Origin of the sequence: Kitasatospora sp. NBC_01250 (assembly GCF_036226465.1) — a bacterium.
In the GTDB taxonomy this organism is placed as follows: domain Bacteria; phylum Actinomycetota; class Actinomycetes; order Streptomycetales; family Streptomycetaceae; genus Kitasatospora.
Genome location: NZ_CP108476.1, coordinates 4802779 through 4817295, shown reverse-complemented (window position 1 = coordinate 4817295; position 14517 = coordinate 4802779). Strand labels below are relative to the sequence as shown.

Here is a 14517-nt window from a genome sequence, read left to right as displayed (position 1 = left end):
GTGAGAACCGTTCGACGTCCTAGGCTCGTCTCCGAGCAAGAAGCTAAGGAGGGATCGTGACGGCGATCCGCGTGCTGATCGTGGACGACGAGCTGCTGGTCCGCTCGGGCCTGGGGCTGATCGTCGGATCGGCCCCAGACCTGGAGCTGGTCGGCGGCTGTTCGGGCGGCGAGGCCGAGGAGCAGGTGCGGCGGCTGAGGCCGCACGTGGTGCTGCTCGACGTCCGGATGCCCGACCTGGACGGCATCTCGGTGCTGCGCCGGCTACGGGCCCTGCCCGAGCCACCGGCCGTCTCGATGCTCACCACCTTCGACACCGACGAGTACATCGGCACCGCGCTGCGGGCCGGGGCGGCCGGCTTCCTGCTCAAGGACACCGCGCCCGACCAGCTGGTGCACGCGGTGCGGATCCTGGCGGCCGGCGGCAGCATGCTCTCGCCCGCGGTGACCCGCACCGTGATCGGCGGCTTCGTGGAGGGCGGCGGCCCGGACGCGGCGGCACTGACCCTGGTCCGCTCGCTGACCGGGCGCGAGCTGGACGTGCTGGCGCTGCTCGGCGAGGGCCTGGCCAACGCGGAGATCGCCGACCGGCTCTTCCTCGGCACCGGGACGGTCAAGGACCACATCAGCGCGATCCTGAGCAAGCTGGGCGCCGCGAACCGGGTGCAGGCCGCCGTGATCGCCCACCGCGCCGGACTCGTACGGCCGACCGGGCAGTGATCCAGGACCTCTGGCGCAGACTCTCGCCGACCGCCCGGCACCGCCTGGCGCTGCTCGTCCCGGTCGCCTACGCCCTGCTGGAGAGCTGGCTGCTGGACCGCGACACGGTCTGGTGGAAGAACGCGCTCAACTGCGTGGCCGCGCTCGGCCTGCTGCTGCGGCTGCGCTACCCCGTGGTCTCGATGCTGCTCGCGGTGCCCGGCACCTTCTTCACCGAGAGCTGGCTGGCCCCGATCACCGCGCTGTACTCGGTGACGGCCGCCCGCCGCCGTCCGCTGGTGCCGGTGCTCTGCGCGAGCGCCTTCGCGCTGGCCGACTACTTCACCTGGTCGGTCTCCGGGCAGAACTCCGGGATCGATCCGATCGCGCTCACCCAGACCAACGGGCTGGCCATGATGCAGTCGCTGCTGCTGGGCACCGCCCCGGTGGCGCTGGGCATGCTGGCCCGCACCCGGCGGGAGCTGACGCTGCGGCTGAGCGAGCTCACCCGCGGCCAGCGGCGCGAGGCCCGGCTGCTGGCCGAGCGGGTGCTGGCCACCGAGCGGGCCCGGCTGGCCCGCGAGATGCACGACGTGGTCTCGCACCAGGTGAGCCTGATCAGCGTGCAGGCCGGCGGACTGCAGGTGTCCACCACCGATCCGAACGCCGAACGCACCGCGCAGACCATCCGGGAACTGTCGGTACGCACCCTGCAGGAGCTGCGGCAGATGGTCGGGGTGCTGCGCACGGCCGGCGGCGCGGGCCTGCCGGAGGGCGCCGAGCCCAGCGGCCCGCCGCTCGCCCCGCAGCCCCGGCTGGCCGACCTGCCGCGGCTGATCGAGGACAGCGGCCTGCCCGGCGGCGAGGTCGAGCTGGACCCGGGCGAGCGGGAGTGGCCCGAGGCCGTGCAGCGCGCCGCCTACCGGACGGTGCAGGAGGCGCTGACCAACATCCGCAAGCACGCGCCGGGGGCCGCGGTACGGATCGCGGTCACCGAGGAGGGCGCCCAGCTGCTGGTGGAGGTGCGCAACGGACCCGCCGGCGGCCCCCCGGACGGCGGCCCGGCACTGCCCGGCGGCGGGCACGGCCTGGTCGGGCTGCGCGAGCGGGCCCAGCTGCTCGGCGGTCGGCTGACCGCGGGGCCGACCACCGACCACGGCTTCCTGGTCCGCGCCGAGCTGCCCGGCGGGCGGGACTGGAGCGGGCGCGGGTAGGGCCGGACGAGTGCGGTAATCAGGCCGGTTTCTGCGCCGTGCGGGTGACTACGGGTGACTTTCCGACAGCGTCACCGTTCCGCGGGGAATCGAAGCCGAAGAGTAGCCCGAGGGACACTCTCGGTCAGTGCTGATCGGAAGTGCTCTCGTCTGCCCCTCTTCTATCCGGCAAGGAATGGAGACACCCCCATGAAGGACTTCCGCAGGGCGATCGCCCTCGCCTGCGCCACCGGTGCGCTGGTGCTGGGCGGCGCCGGTGCCGCGTCGGCCGACAACTCCGCCACTGCCGTCGGCACGGCGATCGGCTCGCCCGGCATCCTGTCCGGCAACGTGATCCAGATTCCGGTCAACATCCCGATCAACCTCTGCGGCAACTCGATCGACGTGATCGGCCTGCTCAACCCGGCCTTCGGGAACACCTGCACGAACGGCTGACGCCGCGTACCTCGGCCGGCTCCGCCCTCCGGGCGGGGCCGGCCCTCTGCTGTCCGGGCGCCTGGCCCTACCGCTGCGGCGAGGCGCGCCGGGCGGCACCGGCCGGCCGCAGCTGCCGCAGCGTCCAGCCGCGACCCGCCGGATCCAGGCCCCGGGTGGCGACCGTGAAGAGCTCGGCGGCCCTGCGGTAGGAGAGCCGTCCGCGCCCGGTCCACCGCCGCCGTGGCGGGCCCCGCCCTCGCCGGGCTGCTCACCGCCGCCGCCGGGTTCTTCGGCGCCACCACGGTGCTCGGCTTCGGCTCCCTGGGGCTGCTGCTCGCAACCGCTCTGGTGCTCACCGTGCCTTCGGTGCGCCGGAACTGTTCGGTGCGCCGGAACTGACTGGCCGCCGACCGTGCGGCAGCGGGATCCGCAGCCCGTCCCGGTCCGCGCCGACCAGGTCGAGAGCCGCCGCCACCTCGGGCGGCGCCGGGCGGACCCCGAGCAGGGCCGCGGTCAGCCGGGCGGCTGCCAGGTGCCAGTCCCGCGAGCGGCGCAGCATCGCGTGATCGCCCCCGGCCACCTCGATCCCGGCCACCCGCGCACCGGCCTGCCGGGCCCGGGCCGCGAAGTCCACGGTGGCGGCGGGATCCGTCACCCGGTCGCGGTCCCCGTGCAGGGTCACCAGCGTGCGGCCGGCCAACTGCTCGCAGGGGTCCTCGGGCGGGCACCAGGGCGCGAGCGCCAGCACACCGGTCACCGCACGGTGCCCGGCGGACCGCAGCGCCGCCCGGCCGCCCATCGAGTGGCCGAGGAGCACCACCGGCACCGGTCCCAGCTCGGCCACCAGCCCGTCCAGCACCGCCACCACGTCCTCGGCCGGATCGGCGCGCTCACCGTTCCAGCCCCGGTAGCGGTAGCGCACCAGACCCACCGCCGGCCGCTGCCCGTCCGTGGCCCGCAGCAGCGGCGCCACGAAGCCGCGCATCCGCACCGCCGCGGGCTGCCAGGGGCTGGCCGGCACCGTGCTGGCCACCTGTCCCCCGTGCAGCACCAGCACCACCGCCCGGGCCCCGCCCGGCTGTACCCGCCACCGCACCCCGCGCATGCGCACTCCCTTCGACCGGCCTGCTCAGGATCCAGTGTCGCGGGTACGCCGCAGGGCCGGGGCGGCGCCGCCAGCCGATCGCGATCAACCCTTGTCAATAAGTGCCCACGCCAGCAGGCAAGTTCCCGAGGATTTCAGCAAATACCGGTCAATACCGGCCGGCTGCCGGACCGCACCCGCCCGGATCCCTAACCTCCGGAGTACCCGAACGATCTCCTGCTCCAACGATCCCTGGGAGTCCCGATGGCCGGTGTCGACAGTGCGCTCAAGGAGGCCATGACCATCGAAGGCGCCCTCGGGGCGGCCCTGGTGGACATCGGCAGCGGAATGACGCTCGGCTCACTGGGCCACGCCAACGACCTCGACCTGACCCTCGCGGCGGCCGGCAGCACCGACGTCGTGCGCGCCACCCTGCGCGCGGCCGAGCTGCAGGGGCGGGCCAACGAGACCATGGAGGACATCCTCACCACCCTGACCCGCCAGTACCACCTGGTGCGCCCGCTCACCGGCTCGGGCGGCCAGGGCCTCTTCCTCTACCTGGTGCTGGACCGGGCCCGGGCCAACCTGGCCATGGCCCGGCACCGGGTCCACCGGATCGAGAGCGAGCTGACCATCTGACCCGTCCGCACCCCCGGCGGCGCGCTCAAGCGCCTCGGGCCGCCGTCCGCTGCCGCACCCGCTCCCGGGTGGCCTCGGGCAGCTCCGGCACGTCGAGCAGCAGCGGCAGCAGCTCCGGCTCCAGGGTCAGCGCCCGGAACACGGTGGCCACGGTCACCCCGTGCGCGGGCCGGTGCAGCACCCGCACCGGGTCGCCGGCCCGCACGGCCCCCGGCGTGAGCACCCGCAGGTAGGCGCCGGGCAGCGCCCGCTGGGTGAAGCGCTTCACCCAGCCCCGTTCACCCAGCCACCCCGCGAAGGTGCGACACGGGATCCGCGGCACGGTCACCTGCAGCACCAGGCTCGAACCGAGCTGCCAGCGCTCGCCGATCAGCGCGCCGTTCACCTCGAGGCCCTCGGTGGTCAGGTTCTCCCCGAACACCCCCGGCCCGACCTCGCGCCCCAGCTCCGGGGCCCAGCCGAGCAGGTCCTCCCAGGCATAGGCGTAGACCGCCTGGTCCGGGCCGCCGTGGTGGCGCAGGTCGCAGATCGCGTCACCGGCCAGCGCGCTGCCCGAAACCGGTGCGACCACCTCGATCGGGCCGCTGACCGGCCGCTTGTCGATCCCGGTGCTCCCCACGTCGGAGAACCCGGTCAAGGTGGCCGACCCGATGTTCACGGACCGGACGAACGCGCTCGACTCCATGGAACCAACCTACCGGCGGGCCGCCCGCCGCCTCCCCCGGGCGGCCCAGCAGGCCGGGCCCCGCCCCGCCCGGCCCGCCAGGCTGGGCCTCATGGACTCGCCGCCCCGTGCCGCGCGCTGGCCCCGGCTGCTGCTGGCGGCCGGTGCGCCACTGCTGCTGGTCGTCTTCTTCACCATCCCGCTCGGCTCCTTCGGCCCCGAGCACCCCGCGCTCAGCTGGACGGTCCTCGCCCTGCTGCTGACCGCCCTGGCCGGGCTGCTGCTGCGCGAGATCCAGTTGCTCATGGTGGGTTCCCGGCGCGGCCGGCCCGGCCTCGGCATCCCGCTGCTGAGCCTGGTGGCCCTGCTGGTCTTCGCCGCCGCCTACCTGTCGCTGGCCCGCGACCCCGGCGAGTTCAAGGGCCTGTCCACCCGGATCGACGCCCTCTACTTCACCGTGGTCACGATGTCGACCGTCGGCTACGGCGACATCGCCCCGCTCGGCCAGTCGGCCCGGGTGGTGGTGATGCTGCAGATCCTCTACACCCTGGTCTTCCTGACCGCCGGCGCCACCGCGGTCGGCCAGTACCTGCGCGGCCGGCTCGGCGACCGGGCCCGGCAGCGGCACCCCGGAGGCCCGGCCGACGAGCACCAGCCCGACGAGCACCGGCCCAAGGAGCACGGACCCGGTTGAGCTTTCCTCCGGGCGAGGCGATCCTGAGAGGGTGACCGGCCTATTCGACGAGGAACTGCGCGAGCAGCTGGCACTGGCCCGCGAGGCACTGGCCCGGGCCCGCGCCGACGGCGACCTCGACGGCGTCCAGGCCTATCAGGGCAGGATCGCCGGCCTGCTCAGGATGGCCGCCAAGCACGGCATCACCCTCCCGCACGCGCAGGCCGAGGAACTCGGCGAGGACTGAGCCGGGCGGGGCCGCACCGTGCGAGGGCCGGCGGGACGACGGACCGGCGGACATACGAGAAAGGGCCCCACCTCGATGACTTCCGTCATCTCGGTGAGACCCTGTCTCACTGTGCGCGAGGGGGGAGTTGAACCCCCACGCCCTTTCGGGCACTGGAACCTGAATCCAGCGCGTCTGCCTATTCCGCCACCCGCGCATGGGTGTTGTCGTAGATGCTAACCGATCGTCCGGGTGAGGTCGAACCGGTTTGGACCCGCTTCGCTTCTCACTCGGCCGGTTTCGGCTCCCTCTCGGGCGCCCCTTCCGACGTGGAAAACATTAGCACGGTCCAGCGGGAACCTACGAATCCATCCCCGGCCCCGACCTGCACACCTGCACCGGACCCGCCACTCGAACGGCCTGGCGAACGGGTGAGCCAGGGATGAGGGGCCCCGCCCGGGGGTACCTGTCGTTGCACCAGGACCACCCGAGCAGACAGGGTGTGCGCAAGCGCACGCCCCGCTGTCGTGCGGCCGGGGAACCGTACAGATGGCCGCGGCGTGGATACGATCAGTACGGAAGTACCGCAATCGGGCCCCCACGGCCCGAGCCCGGAAGCCGAGAGCCCTGTGGAAGGGGGTGCCCAGTGGGAGTCCTGAAGAAGTTCGAGCAGCGACTCGAGGGTCTCGTGAACGGCACCTTCGCCAAGGTGTTCAAGTCCGAGGTCCAGCCCGTGGAGATCGCGGGAGCGCTGCAGCGCGAGTGCGACAACAACGCCACCATCTGGAACCGCGACCGCACCGTGGTGCCCAATGACTTCATCGTCGAACTCAGCCCGCACGACTACGAGCGGCTGAGCCCCTATGCCGGCCAGCTCGGCCAGGAGCTCTCCGGCATGGTGCTGGAGTACGCCGAGGCGCAGCGCTACAGCTTCCTCGGTCCGCTCCAGGTGAACCTGGAGCGTGCCGACGACCTGGACACCGGCCTGTACCGGGTGCGCAGCCGCACGCTGGCCGGCGAGACCCCCGAGCCGCCCGCCCCCGCGCCGTCGGCGTACGGCCGCGGCCCGGCGGAGGAGCCCGGCGCACCGTGGCAGCAGAGCAGCGCGCCGACGTACGCCGGTGCGCCGCCCGCCCCGAGCGCTCCGCCCGCCCTGCCGTCCGCGCCGCCCAGCGCGGCCCAGAGCAATGTGCGGCCCTTCCCCGGGGCCGGCACCGGCGCGGGCGCCCGGCGCTGGATCGAGGTCAACGGCACCCGCCATCAGATCACCGGCAACGCCTGTGTGCTGGGCCGCTCCACCGAGGCCGACGTGCGGATCGACGACCCGGGCGTCTCGCGCAAGCACGCCGAGATCCGCCCCGGAAACCCGGCCATGGTGCTCGACCTCGGCTCCACCAACGGCATCGTGGTGGACGGACAGCACACTCAGCGCGCTACGCTCCGCGACGGCTCGCGGATTGTCGTGGGCTCCACGACGATCATCTACCGACAGGTCGAAGGGTAGGGCGAGCTCCGGTGTCCGAACTGACTCTGACAGTCCTACGGCTGGGTTTTCTGGCCGTGCTGTGGCTGTTCGTCATCGTCGCGGTGCAGGTGATCCGCGGCGACCTGTTCGGCGCCAAGGCCACCACCAGGATCGGCCGGCGGGCGGCCAGGACGGCGTCCGCCTCCAGCGGGTCCACCGCCGGGGCCGCTGCGGCCGGTGCGGCCGCCGCTGCCGGCACCCCGGTGCGCCAGCAGCAGCCCGGCCCGGCGGGCGGACGCGACGCCACCCAGGGCGGCCAGCCGTCGAACGGCCGCGGCCGCCAGCAGGCGGCCCAGGGCGGCCGGCGCGGAGCACCGACCCAGCTGGTGGTGGTGGAGGGCGCGCTGGCCGGCACCACGGTCGCGCTGCAGGGCCAGGTCATCACGCTCGGGCGGGCCCACGACTCCACCATCGTGCTCGATGACGACTACGCCTCCTCGCGCCATGCCAGGATCTACCCCGATCAGACTGGGCAGTGGACCGTGGAGGATCTAGGCTCCACCAACGGCACCTATCTTGACCGGCAGCGGTTGACAACGCCGACGCCACTGCAGGTGGGAATGCCGATCCGTATCGGCAGGACCGTCATCGAACTGCGGAAGTAGTAGCGCATGAGGGACAGCACCCCGTCCATGACCAGCCGGGACGGCAGCACCACGGCTGCCTGCGCCCTGCGCGAGGCCCAGAGGGGGGCACGCACCGTATGAGCCTCGTGCTGCGTTTCGCCGCGGGTTCCCACAAAGGCCTGATCCGCGAGGGGAACGAGGACTCCGGCTACGCCGGACCCCGGTTGCTCGCGGTGGCAGACGGGATGGGTGGCGCGGCGGCCGGTGAGGTCGCCTCCTCCGAGGCGCTCAGCGCGATCATCGCGCTGGACGAGTCGGACCCGAACGCCGATCTGCTGACCCTGCTGAACGATGCCGTCCAGGGCGCCAACGACCGGCTGCGCCTGATGGTGGAGCAGGACCCGCAGCTGGAGGGCATGGGCTGCACGCTCACCGCGCTGCTGTGGACCGGCGAGCGGATGGGCCTGGTGCACGTCGGCGACTCGCGCGCCTACCTGCTGCGGGACGGCACGCTGTCCCAGATCACCCAGGACCACACCTGGGTGCAGCGCCTGGTCGACGAGGGCCGGATCACCGCGGAGGAGGCCGAGACCCACCCGCAGCGCTCCCTGCTGATGCGCGCGCTGGACGGGCGCGGCCAGGTCGAGCCCGACCTGTCGATCCGTGAGGTCCGGGCCGGGGACCGCTACCTGATCTGCTCCGACGGCCTGTCGGGTCCGGTCAGCCACCAGACCCTCGAGGAGACGCTGGGCAGCTTCTACGCGCCCGAGCCGACCATCCAGGAGCTGATCCAGCTCGCGCTGCGCGGCGGCGGCCCGGACAACATCACCTGCATCGTGGCCGACGTGCTCGACGTGGGCCCCAGCGACACCCTCAGCGGCCAGTTCGTCGCCGCCCCCGTGGTGGTCGGTGCGGTGGCCGAGGGGCCGCACGGCACCGCACTGGACAACGCGATCATCGACACCCCCGCCGGACGCGCGGCCGGTCTCGGCCGCCCGCAGCAGCCCCCGCAGGGCGCCTTCGGACCGGCCGACGGCTACGGCGGCGCCCCCGGCTTCGGGCCGGCCCAGGGCTACGGCGAGGGCTACGGCGACGCGACGGGCTACGGCGAGGTCCCGGCCGAGGGCTACCAGGAGGGCTACGGCGAGGGCTACGGCGAGGGCTACGGCCAGGCCGGCTACCCGCAGGCGCCCGAGGGCTACAGCCCCGCCGGCCACCCGGGCGAGGGCTTCGGCGCGCCGGAGGGCGAGTACGACGCCGAGGGCTACCGCGCCCAGGAGTACCAGACCCCGCCGGCCGAACAACCGCGCAAGCGGCGCTGGTTCCGCCGCTCGGCGATCACCGTGGTGGCGATCGGCCTGGTCGGCGGCGCCGCGTACGCGGGGTACCAGTGGACCCAGGGCCAGTACTACGTGGGCGACCACGACGGCCACGTCGCCGTCTACCAGGGCGTCAACCAGAACCTGGCCGGGCTGAACCTCTCCTCGGTGCACCAGGACTTCCCGGATGCCTCGCTCGCGGACCTGCCGGCCTACCAGCAGTCCCAGGTCAAGAACACCGTCTCGGCGAGCAGCCTGGACGCCGCCACCCAGCGGGCGAAGGACTTCGAGGCCCAGGCCTCGGTCTGCCACAAGCTCAAGCAGCCCGCCACGGCACCGGCCACCACCGCGACCAGCGCCTCGTACCACGCCTCGCCCAAGGTGGGCGCCTCGCCCGCGACGCCCTCGCCCACGGCCACGCCGAGCCAGCAGACCCAGCCCACCCAGCCCGCCCCGAGCACCCCGGCGCAGACTTCGCCCTCGCCGGCCGCGCCGAGCACCCCGGCCGGGCCCCCGCCGCTCACCGCGGACGAGCAGAAGCTGGCCGGGAACTGCTCCTGACGAGGCCCGCAGGTGCGCGACCCGGGGCCCGCCCCGGCCGGTCGCGCGCCTGACGGTCCGTCCGATCGCCTCGTCCACCGGCCGGCGGGCGCCCCCACGGAACCGACCCGCGCGGTCGGGGCGTAAGGGTTAGTGCGGTTGAATGACTCCCGCCGCACCTACGGGCGCCGAGCACGCCGCGCGTACGCCAACGAGGAGGGGACCGCGTCTCTTGAACAAGCCCATCCGACGGGTCTCCGTCTTCTGCATGGTCCTGGTCTTCGCGCTGCTGCTGCGCGCCAACTGGATCCAGGCGGTGGTCGCCGACTCCTACGCCGACAACTCGCACAACGAGCGGGTCAAGTACAACGAGTACTCCTACCCGCGCGGCAACCTGCTGACCGCCGACGGCCAGCCGATGACGCAGTCGCTCGCCACCACCGGCTCCATGTACAAGTACAAGATGGGCTGGACCAACGGCCCGTTGTACGCCCCGATCACCGGCTACAACTCGCAGCGCTTCGGCAGCAACGGACTCGAGTCGCTGGAGGACCCCGTCCTCGGCGGCACCGACGACCGGCTCTTCGTCAACGACACGCTGGACGAGCTGACCGGCGGCAAGAAGAAGGGCGGGGACGTGGTCACCACGATCAACCCCAAGGCCCAGCTGGCCGCCTTCCAGGGCCTCGGGAACAAGAAGGGCGCCGCGGTGGCCATCGACCCGCGCACCGGCGCGATCCTGGCCCTGGTCTCCACCCCGTCCTACGACCCGGCCACCATCGCCGGCAGCAGCACCGCGGACGGCAGCGCCTACACCGCCCTCCTCAAGGACCCCGACAACCCGATGCTGGACCGGGCGCTCAAGGAGACCTACCCGCCGGGGTCGACCTTCAAGATCGTCACTGCCGCCACCGCGTTCGAGACCGGCAAGTACCAGAACCCGACCGACCAGACCGACACCCCGGACCACTACATCCTGCCGGGCACCACCCGGGAGCTGCACAACGACAGCGACAGCGAGCCGTGCGGGCAGGCCACCCTGATCGACGCCTTCGCGATCTCCTGCAACACCGTCTACGGCAAGCTCGGCGCCGACCTCGGCGAGGAGAAGCTGCTCGCCCAGGCCAACAAGTTCGGGTTCAACGCCACGGTGGACACCCCGATCCGGTCCGCGGCGAGCACCTTCCCCAGTGACTCCACCCCCGACGGCACCGCGATGGACGCGATCGGCCAGCACAACACCGCCGCCACCCCGCTGCAGATGGCCATGGTCGCCGCCGCGGTGGCCGACAACGGCAAGCTGATGCAGCCCTACCTGGTGGACCAGGAGAAGTCGGGCGGCGGCAGCGTGCTCTCCAAGCACTCCCCCAAGGAGATGGACCAGGCGGTCAGCCCGGCCACCGCCCAGAAGCTCCAGCAGATGATGGTCGCCGTGGTGCAGAACGGCACCGGCAAGCTTGCCCAGATCCCCGGCGTCGAGGTCGGCGGCAAGACCGGCACCGCGCAGCACGGCGCCGACGCCAAGGGCCTGCCGTTCGCCTGGTTCGTCTCGTACGCCAAGGTCGGCAACGACATCCCGGTCGCCGTGGCCGTGGTGGTCGAGGACGGCGCCGCGACGAGCGACGAGATCAGCGGCGGCAGCATCGCCGCGCCGATCGCGAAGTCCGTGATGCAGGCGGTGATCGGACACTAGTCCCGGGGCCGTGGATCGCCCTGCCCTGTCGGGCAGGTGCTCGGCTACGGTCTGGTCTCAGCTGGCGGGCGTGTCGAGTTGTCGCTACGGCGACCGGTAGCGTATCCGCAAGCGGCGGGTGTGCCCGCAGCTCGGTCACGGGCCCGCCAGGATCCGCGACCGATGTCACAGAACCACCGTGGCAAGGGCAGCGTCACTACAGCAATGTGCGGGGACACCTACGTCATATCCTCACCGGCCGGTGAGGGAGAGGGCCGGAACTATGGAAGAGCCTCGTCGCCTCGGCGGCAGGTACGAGCTCGGCGGCGTCCTAGGACGCGGTGGCATGGCCGAGGTCTACCTCGCCCATGACACCCGGCTCGGCCGATCCGTCGCAGTGAAGACGCTCCGGGCCGACATGGCCCGGGATCCGTCGTTCCAGGCCCGGTTCCGCCGCGAGGCGCAGTCCGCCGCCTCGCTGAACCACCCCGCGATCGTCGCCGTGTACGACACCGGCGAGGACTACATCGACGGCATCTCCATCCCGTACATCGTGATGGAGTACGTCGAGGGCTCCACCCTGCGCGAGCTGCTGCACTCCGGGCGCCGGCTGCTGCCCGAGCGCGCGCTGGAGATGACCATCGGCATCCTGCAGGCCCTGGAGTACTCGCACCGGGCCGGCATCGTGCACCGCGACATCAAGCCCGCCAACGTGATGCTGACCCGGCAGGGCAACGTCAAGGTGATGGACTTCGGCATCGCGCGCGCCATGGGCGACGCCGGGATGACGATGACCCAGACCTCCGCGGTGATCGGCACCGCGCAGTACCTCTCCCCCGAGCAGGCCAAGGGCGAGACGGTCGACGCGCGCTCCGACCTCTACTCGACCGGCTGCCTGCTCTACGAGCTGCTGACCGTGCGCCCGCCGTTCGTCGGCGACTCGCCGGTCGCGGTGGCCTACCAGCACGTGCGCGAGGAGGCCCAGCCGCCCTCGGTCTACGACCCCGAGGTGCGCCCCGAGGTCGACGCGATCGTGCTCAAGGCGCTGGCCAAGGAGCGCGACTACCGCTACCAGAGCGCCGACGAGATGCGCGACGACATCGAGCGCTTCCTCGACGGCCTCCCGGTGGCCGCCGCCCAGCAGGCCGCCGCGTACGGCATGGGCGGCTACGGCTACGACCAGTACGGCTACCCCGCCCAGCACGACCCCTACGGCCAGACCAACCTGCTGCCCCAGCAGGGCCCCGGCTCCGCGCCCACCACCATGCTCTCGCCGGTGGGCCAGCAGGGCGGCCCCGGCAGCGGCTACGACGAGACCGCGTACAGCCCCGACGGGTACGACGACGGTCCGCGCGGCAGCCGGCGGCGCGAGGACCCGCCGAAGAAGAGCAACGCCTCCTGGATCATCCTGGCCATCGCCGCGGTGTTCGTCCTGGTCGGCTCGTTCTTCGTGGCCTCGGTCATGTTCAAGAGCAACAGCGGCGGTGGCACCAGCCAGATCACCGTGCCCACCCTGACCGGCAAGAGCATCGCCGACGCCACCACGGCCGCGCACACCGCCAGTGCCAAGCTGACCCTCACCCAGGGCGACCCGATCCCGTGCGGGAACGTCGCCAAGGACCTGGTCTGCCAGCAGAACCCGGCGGCCGGCGGGCAGATGCCCGCCAACGGCCAGATCACCGTCCAGCTCTCCAGCGGCCCGGGCCAGAGCCCCGTCCCGTCGGTGACCGGGCAGCCCAAGGACGCCGCCTCCCAGGCACTGACCGCGGCGGGCTTCACGGTCGCGCCGCTCCAGTACGCCAACGACGACACCGTCCCGCAGGACTCGGTGATCTCGCAGAACCCGACGGCCGGCACCAAGGCCGACCCGAACACCCCGATCACCCTGACCGTCTCCTCGGGCCCGGGCAAGATCGCGATCCAGAGCGTGGTGGGCCAGCCCGCCCAGGCGGCCGTCGCGGCCCTCCAGGGCCAGGGCTTCACCACGATCGACAGCACCTCGAAGACCCAGCCGATCACCGACCCGACGAGCCAGACCCTCGGCACGGTCGCCGTGCAGAACCCGTCGGCGGGCACCAAGGCCTCCAAGAGCACCCCGATCACGCTGACGATCTACACCGCGCCGGCGAAGGTCAACGTGCCGATCCTGGTCGGCAAGACCTACAAGGACGCGTTCGCGGCGCTGAGCGCGCTGCACCTGACCCCGAGCGTGATCTCCGGCCCGCAGGACGACAACGCCATCGTGGTCAGCAGCAACCCGCAGTCGGGCACCCCGGTCGACCCGAACTCGACGGTGCAGCTCACCACCATGGCGGCCCCCGCGACGCCGAGCACCACGCCGACCAAAGGGGGTCCCACCGGTGGCGGCCTCCCCTCCTTCGGCTTCCCCTTCTCGCCACCGGGGGGCGGCAACGGGGGGAACTAAGCCCTGACCTGAGGCTGTGAGCAGTGCGAAGGGCCCTGGACGACACGCGGTCGTCCAGGGCCCTTCGCGCTGCTCACAGCCCGGCGCGCTCGCGCAGCTCCGGCGGCGGGGTCCGGCTCGCATCCACCTGGTCCACCCGCACCAGGCTGCCCCACACCGCCATCCGGTAGCGCGAGGTGTAGACCGGCGTGCAGGTGGTCAGCGTGATGTAGCGGCCCGGCTTGGTGTAGCCCGAGCCCTCGGGGACCGGGGCGATGACGCCGACGTCGTACTTGCTGGTCTCCGGCAGGGTGGCGTCGACCCGGTAGACGTACCAGCGGTCGCGGGTCTCCACCACCACCGCGTCGCCCTTGTCCAGCGCGTCCAGGTCGTGGAACTTGGCGCCGTGGCCGTCCCGGTGCGCGGCCAGCGCGAAGTTGCCGCTCGGGTCCCAGGGCATCGCCGCGCGGTACGGCTGCTGGTAGACCCCCGCCACGCCCTCGTTGAGCACCTCGGGGCCGGTGCCCAGCTTGATCAGCACCTGGTAGTCGCTGCCGAGCGCGGGCACGTGCAGGAAGCCGACCCCGTCACCGGCCTGGTAGGGCACCACCGGGCTCGGCGCCCCGGCCGCGGGCACCGACCAGTCCTGCCGCAGCCGGTCGCCGGCCTGGTGCGCCTGACGCTCCGCCAGCAGATCGGTCCACCAGAGCGAGTAGCCGACGAAGAGCGCCAGCACCAGGCCGGCCGTGATCAGCAGCTCACCGAGCAGCCCGAGCGCCACCGCCACCCGCGAGCGGCGGCGGCGCGCAGGAGCCGCCCCGGGGGCATCGTCGACCGGCTGGTGCGACAGGTCCGTCACGCTGGCTCCGCTCGTCC

15 protein-coding genes and 1 tRNA gene are annotated in these 14517 nt (G+C 72.7%); 12 read left to right on the top strand and 4 right to left on the bottom strand.

Translation table 11 applies throughout. The features are described 5' to 3' along the window. Positions 1-56 precede the first annotated feature (56 nt). The 4 genes from OG500_RS20075 to OG500_RS20060 all read left to right on the top strand — a co-directional run bounded on the left by OG500_RS20075 (position 57) and on the right by OG500_RS20060 (position 2728). Entirely contained in the window at positions 57-719 is a 663-nt protein-coding gene (locus OG500_RS20075; RefSeq protein ID WP_327068028.1) for a response regulator transcription factor, read from the top strand. Continuing rightward, the gene (locus OG500_RS20070; RefSeq protein WP_329582162.1) at positions 716-1912 is read left to right on the top strand and encodes a sensor histidine kinase; all 1197 of its coding nucleotides are present in this window, start codon (positions 716-718) and stop codon (positions 1910-1912) included. Before OG500_RS20075 ends, OG500_RS20070 begins: the two co-directional genes overlap by 4 nt. Before the next feature lie 189 nt (positions 1913-2101). Beyond that, positions 2102-2347 (top strand): chaplin, encoded by a 246-nt coding sequence (locus OG500_RS20065; protein ID WP_327068026.1) that lies wholly within the window; start codon positions 2102-2104, stop codon positions 2345-2347. Positions 2348-2569: 222 nt separating this feature from the next. Further along, on the top strand, positions 2570-2728 hold the full coding sequence (locus tag OG500_RS20060; protein ID WP_329582159.1) for a hypothetical protein: 159 nt from the start codon (positions 2570-2572) through the stop codon (positions 2726-2728). On the opposite strand, the gene OG500_RS20055 is transcribed toward OG500_RS20060, so the two are convergent. Continuing rightward, positions 2682-3434 carry an alpha/beta hydrolase gene (locus OG500_RS20055; protein WP_329582156.1) on the bottom strand — a complete coding sequence of 251 codons (753 nt, stop codon included), beginning with the start codon at positions 3432-3434 and terminating at the stop codon, positions 2682-2684. The two genes, OG500_RS20060 and OG500_RS20055, sit on opposite strands and share 47 nt — an antisense overlap. A 243-nt stretch (positions 3435-3677) precedes the next feature. On the opposite strand from OG500_RS20055, the gene OG500_RS20050 reads away from it, so the two are divergent. Further along, positions 3678-4052, top strand: coding sequence for a hypothetical protein (locus OG500_RS20050; RefSeq protein WP_327068023.1), 375 nt, complete (start codon positions 3678-3680; stop codon positions 4050-4052). A gap of 25 nt (positions 4053-4077) precedes the next feature. On the opposite strand, the gene OG500_RS20045 is transcribed toward OG500_RS20050, so the two are convergent. Continuing rightward, on the bottom strand, positions 4078-4737 hold the full coding sequence (locus tag OG500_RS20045) for an MOSC domain-containing protein (RefSeq protein WP_329582152.1): 660 nt from the start codon (positions 4735-4737) through the stop codon (positions 4078-4080). Between OG500_RS20045 and OG500_RS20040 the strand changes: the two genes are divergently transcribed. Both OG500_RS20040 and OG500_RS20035 read left to right on the top strand, forming a co-directional pair. After that, the gene (locus tag OG500_RS20040; protein WP_329582149.1) at positions 4736-5410 is read left to right on the top strand and encodes a potassium channel family protein; all 675 of its coding nucleotides are present in this window, start codon (positions 4736-4738) and stop codon (positions 5408-5410) included. The genes OG500_RS20045 and OG500_RS20040 overlap by 2 nt on opposite strands. 31 nt (positions 5411-5441) lie before the next feature. Further along, on the top strand, positions 5442-5636 hold the full coding sequence (locus OG500_RS20035) for a hypothetical protein (protein ID WP_327068020.1): 195 nt from the start codon (positions 5442-5444) through the stop codon (positions 5634-5636). Positions 5637-5748: 112 nt separating this feature from the next. Here the strand turns inward: OG500_RS20035 and OG500_RS20030 are convergent. Continuing rightward, a tRNA-Leu gene (locus tag OG500_RS20030) sits at positions 5749-5832 on the bottom strand. A 429-nt stretch (positions 5833-6261) separates the two neighbouring features. Between OG500_RS20030 and OG500_RS20025 the strand changes: the two genes are divergently transcribed. The 5 genes from OG500_RS20025 (at position 6262) to pknB (ending at position 13662) form a co-directional block, all read left to right on the top strand. Continuing rightward, positions 6262-7119 (top strand): DUF3662 and FHA domain-containing protein, encoded by an 858-nt coding sequence (locus tag OG500_RS20025; RefSeq protein WP_327068019.1) that lies wholly within the window; start codon positions 6262-6264, stop codon positions 7117-7119. Positions 7120-7130: 11 nt separating this feature from the next. Further along, positions 7131-7745 (top strand): FHA domain-containing protein FhaB/FipA, encoded by a 615-nt coding sequence (locus OG500_RS20020; RefSeq protein ID WP_327068018.1) that lies wholly within the window; start codon positions 7131-7133, stop codon positions 7743-7745. A gap of 98 nt (positions 7746-7843) precedes the next feature. Next, positions 7844-9586, top strand: a complete 1743-nt coding sequence (locus OG500_RS20015) for a PP2C family protein-serine/threonine phosphatase (RefSeq protein ID WP_329582144.1) — start codon at positions 7844-7846, stop codon at positions 9584-9586. A gap of 211 nt (positions 9587-9797) precedes the next feature. Further along, the gene (locus OG500_RS20010; RefSeq protein WP_327068016.1) at positions 9798-11258 is read left to right on the top strand and encodes a peptidoglycan D,D-transpeptidase FtsI family protein; all 1461 of its coding nucleotides are present in this window, start codon (positions 9798-9800) and stop codon (positions 11256-11258) included. Positions 11259-11520: 262 nt separating this feature from the next. Beyond that, positions 11521-13662 (top strand): Stk1 family PASTA domain-containing Ser/Thr kinase, encoded by a 2142-nt coding sequence (gene pknB, locus OG500_RS20005; protein ID WP_327068015.1) that lies wholly within the window; start codon positions 11521-11523, stop codon positions 13660-13662. A 73-nt stretch (positions 13663-13735) separates the two neighbouring features. On the opposite strand, the gene OG500_RS20000 is transcribed toward pknB, so the two are convergent. Continuing rightward, a complete protein-coding gene (locus OG500_RS20000; protein WP_442789188.1) occupies positions 13736-14500 on the bottom strand; it encodes a class E sortase in 765 nt (254 codons plus the stop codon). Between the last annotated feature and the right edge of the window lie 17 nt (positions 14501-14517).

Excerpts from the sequence above, each read along its gene's own strand:
- OG500_RS20050 (WP_327068023.1), top strand. The coding sequence starts at position 3,678 with ATGGCCGGTGTCGACAGTGCGCTCAAGGAGGCCATGACCATCGAAGGC.
- OG500_RS20015 (WP_329582144.1), top strand. The coding sequence starts at position 7,844 with ATGAGCCTCGTGCTGCGTTTCGCCGCGGGTTCCCACAAAGGCCTGATC.
- OG500_RS20045 (WP_329582152.1), bottom strand. The coding sequence starts at position 4,737 with ATGGAGTCGAGCGCGTTCGTCCGGTCCGTGAACATCGGGTCGGCCACC.
- OG500_RS20065 (WP_327068026.1), top strand. The coding sequence starts at position 2,102 with ATGAAGGACTTCCGCAGGGCGATCGCCCTCGCCTGCGCCACCGGTGCG.
- OG500_RS20055 (WP_329582156.1), bottom strand. The coding sequence starts at position 3,434 with ATGCGCGGGGTGCGGTGGCGGGTACAGCCGGGCGGGGCCCGGGCGGTG.
- OG500_RS20040 (WP_329582149.1), top strand. The coding sequence starts at position 4,736 with ATGGAACCAACCTACCGGCGGGCCGCCCGCCGCCTCCCCCGGGCGGCC.
- pknB (WP_327068015.1), top strand. The coding sequence starts at position 11,521 with ATGGAAGAGCCTCGTCGCCTCGGCGGCAGGTACGAGCTCGGCGGCGTC.